This is a genomic window from Brevundimonas sp. (assembly GCF_032017145.1).
In the GTDB taxonomy this organism is placed as follows: Bacteria; Pseudomonadota; Alphaproteobacteria; order Caulobacterales; family Caulobacteraceae; genus Brevundimonas.
In genome coordinates this window covers 1-2,669 of the sequence record NZ_DALZQC010000197.1, presented here as the reverse complement: position 1 = coordinate 2,669, position 2,669 = coordinate 1, and the positions used below count along the sequence as shown (strand labels likewise).

General features: G+C 67.6%; 3 protein-coding genes and 1 pseudogene. 2 read left to right on the top strand and 2 right to left on the bottom strand.

The annotated features are described in order from the left end of the window. Positions 1-332, top strand: a pseudogene (locus RTU05_RS17820) (hypothetical protein); the annotation flags it as partial. A gap of 2 nt (positions 333-334) precedes the next feature. On the opposite strand, the gene RTU05_RS17815 reads toward RTU05_RS17820, so the two are convergent. Further along, positions 335-535, bottom strand: a complete 201-nt coding sequence (locus RTU05_RS17815; protein ID WP_312599627.1) for a hypothetical protein — start codon at positions 533-535, stop codon at positions 335-337. Between the two features lie 42 nt (positions 536-577). Between RTU05_RS17815 and RTU05_RS17810 the strand changes: the two genes are divergently transcribed. Continuing rightward, on the top strand, positions 578-1,405 hold the full coding sequence (locus RTU05_RS17810) for a cation diffusion facilitator family transporter (RefSeq protein ID WP_312599626.1): 828 nt from the start codon (positions 578-580) through the stop codon (positions 1,403-1,405). A 173-nt stretch (positions 1,406-1,578) separates the two neighbouring features. Here RTU05_RS17810 and RTU05_RS17805 read toward each other — a convergent pair whose 3' ends face one another. Further along, positions 1,579-2,436 (bottom strand): aspartate/glutamate racemase family protein, encoded by an 858-nt coding sequence (locus RTU05_RS17805; RefSeq protein WP_312599625.1) that lies wholly within the window; start codon positions 2,434-2,436, stop codon positions 1,579-1,581. Between the last annotated feature and the right edge of the window lie 233 nt (positions 2,437-2,669).

The following is a 2,669-nucleotide window of genomic DNA, read 5'->3' as shown; positions in this document are numbered from 1 at the left end:
CGGCCCTGGCCGGCGGCCCGGCGCTGGCGACGCCTGAGCCGGCCGTGTCGGACAAGGCGGCCTTCCTGGGCCTGGTAGCCATGATGGCGCTGTCGCCGGGCGAAGTTCTGCTGCCCATCTATCTGTCCTCGGCCTCTGCGGGGATCGGCGCCCTGGCGATGCTGACGGTGATGTTCGCGGTCGGCACGGTCGCCGGCATGGCGGTGTTCACGGCCCTGGCCAGCGCCGGCGCCTCCATCCTGCGGCTGGAGCGTTGGGCGCGTTACGAAGGGGCGGTCCTGGGTCTGGCCCTGATCGCGCTGGGTCTGGTCGTGGCCATGCATCAGCACTGACATTATGTGATAACATTCAATCTGTTATCAAGTAGCAGCTTGGCTGTTCCGGTAAAGGGCGTATAGGCGAAACCATGAACGCCGCGCACGATCACAGCTCCGACCTTGATCACGGCCCAGATCACGACCACGGTCATGCCGATCATGGCCACGGCCATTCGCACGCGCACGGTCACAGCCATGGTCATGGCGGCCACAGCCACGGGCCGGTCGATACGGGCGACTGGCGTTATGCGGTCGGGCTGGTGGTCAATCTGATCTTCGTAGCGTGCGAGTTCGGGGCCGGGCTGATGGCGGATTCCACCGCCCTGCTGGCCGATGCGGGGCACAATCTGTCGGACGTCCTGGGTCTGGCCATGGCGGGCGGGGCGGCCTGGCTGGCGCGGCGCGGGGCGCACGGGGCGGCAGGCGGTCGGCGGACCTATGGGTTCGGCAAGGCGACGGTGCTGGCCGCGCTGGGCAATGCGCTTCTGCTGATCTTCGCCTGCGGGGCCATCGCCTTCGAGGCCGTGCGGCGTTTCAACGAACCGGCGCCGGTAGGGTCGGCGACCATCATGGTGGTGGCCGGGATCGGCTTCGTCATCAACCTGGGCACGGCGCTGCTGTTCATGAAGTCCCAGCACGACCTGAACGCCAAGGGGGCCTATCTGCACATGATGGCCGACGCCGGCGTGTCGCTGGGCGTCGTGATCGCGGGCGCGGTCATCCTGGCCACGGGCTGGTCGGTGGTGGATCCGCTGGTCAGCCTGGTGATCGTGGCGGCGATCCTGTGGTCCACCTGGGGTCTGCTGAAGGATTCGGTCAATCTGGCCATGGACGGGGCGCCCAGCGGGGTGGACGTGCCGGCGCTGGAGAAGGCATTGGTGGGCCTGCCGGGCGTGCGGGCGGTGCACGACCTGCACGTCTGGGCCCTGTCGACCACGGACACCGCCCTGACCGCGCATCTGGTTCACGACCGTACGGATTCAGGCGTGCTGATCGCTGAGGCCCAGGCGGTGGCGCGGCGCTACGCCATCAACCATACGACCCTGCAGCTGGAGAACGAACCGCTGCCGGATTGTCCGGGGTGTTGATGCTCGACTGCCCTCTATCGGCCGTCATCCTAGGCCCTGTGCCTAGGATCCAGACGCCCGGTGGCGGGCCATCAATCGGAAGCGGCGCCGCTGGCCTCTTTGCGGCAAGGTTCGAGTCTATGGATCCTAGGCACAAGGCCTAGGATGACGCGGTGAAGCTGCGGGAAAGCCGCCTACGCCTGTTCGAACGTCACCGGCGCGCCCCAGAACTGGGCGACCAGTTCGGATTGCGGGCCGGCCTGGCCGGTGGTCAGGAAGTCGCGGCGGCCGCTGTCGCCCAGGTCGTATTCGGGATGCGCCTTGAAATAGCGTTCCAGGGCGTCGGCCACGGCCGTCGGCTGTTCGATCAGCACGGTCCCGGCCGGCAGGGCCTGGGCGAACAGTTCGGCGACGATCTCATAATGGGTGCAGCCCAGGATGGCCTTGTCCGGGTGGCGGCCGATGCGACGGCGCAGAGCATCGACGTGGTCGTCGATCACCACCTTAAGCTCTTCGGCCGGGGCGCCCAGTTCGATCAGGCCGGCCAGGCCCGGGCAAGGCTCGCAGAAGACGGCGATGTCCTCGCGCCGCTTGTCGATCTCGATCTCATAGACGCGGCTGATGGCGGTGGCGGCGGTGCAGAAGACGCCGGTGATGTCGATGGAGGCGACCTTTTCGCCCTCCAGCGGGCGCTCGGCCTCGAAGCTCCAGGGCTTGCCGGTCGCCGCCTCGATGGTCGGCACGATGATGCCCAGGATGTTGACCGGACGGCCCAGCCGCTCGCGCAGACCCGGCAGCCAGGACTGTTGCAGGCGGCGAAGCGCGATCGCGCTGGCGGTGTTGCAGGCCAGAACGACGAGGGAGGCGCCGGCCTCGAACAGTCGCTCGCATCCCGCCTTGGTCAGTTCGACGATGTCCTCGCCGCCCCGCCCGCCATAGGGGGCGTGGGCCTGGTCGGCCAAATAGACGAAGTCCCGCTGGGGAAAGCGCCGCGTCAGTTCGCGGTGGACGGTCAGACCGCCCACGCCGGAGTCGAAAACACCAATGGCCATGGCCCGCCTTTAGAACAGTGCGACGACGTATCCAACCGGATTGGAGCGAAGATTACGTCGCCATCAGGTGACGGGGCCGTTTCGTGCGCCTAAGTGTGTGACTGACCATGATCATGTTTCGGAGCATTCCATGCATAGACGCCAGCTTCTCATCGCGGGCGGCAGCCTGATGGCCTTGTCGGCCTGCGCCTCGACGGGGGCCGCGACCGGCACCGCCCCGGGCGGGTCCGCCG